This window comes from Streptomyces sp. MMG1121 (assembly GCF_001280015.1).
Lineage (GTDB): Bacteria > Actinomycetota > Actinomycetes > Streptomycetales > Streptomycetaceae > Streptomyces.
The window spans coordinates 1-621 of sequence record NZ_LGDV01000062.1 but is presented as its reverse complement, the minus strand read 5'-3'; the positions used below and the strand labels follow the sequence as shown (position 1 = coordinate 621).

Genomic DNA, 621 nt, shown 5'->3' with positions numbered 1-621 from the left:
GACGATGGCTGGGTCGGCTCCGGCGTCGAGGGCGGCCTGGTAGCGGGCGAGGCGCCGCTCGCAGTCCTTGATCGCCTGGCGGGCCTGGGCCTGCTCGGGGCTGTCGGCTTGTGCGGCGTTTGCCGCGATGCTGGCGTGGCTGAGTGCGGTGAGGGTGGCGGTGAGCCGCTCGGGGGTGAAGGCGCGGGCGATCCAGGTGTCGAGTGCGCGGCAGACGATGTCTTCGCGCAGGTTGACGGTGCGGGGGTGGTCGAGCCCGGGGTAGAGGGCTGCTTCCTGTTGCGTGTACTCGCATCGGTAGTAGACGCGGTCGCGGATCGGCGAGGGCTGCATCTTGCGTCCGCACAGGGCGCATTTCACTCGTCCTCGCAGGATGTAGGCGCGGCGGGTGCTTCGCCGGTTGGGGCGTTCGTGCTGCTGGTAGGGGCGGGCGCGTTGTCGGCGGGCCTGCTGGGCGGCTTCGAAGAGTTCCTTGGTGATGAGCGGGTCGTGTGCGGGTTCGTTGGACCAGATCCACTCGTCGCTGGGGTTGCGGGTCATGGTGGTGCGGTGGCCGAGGGTGACGTCGTCGACGTCGATGAGGCGTTCTTCCTTGCGTTGCTTGTTCCAGACCTCGTGGCC

General features: G+C 68.9%; 1 protein-coding gene. It reads right to left on the bottom strand.

The window, feature by feature from the left end:
* On the bottom strand, positions 1–621 hold a 621-nt coding region (locus ADK64_RS07330; RefSeq protein ID WP_199829517.1), incomplete at both ends, for a zinc ribbon domain-containing protein.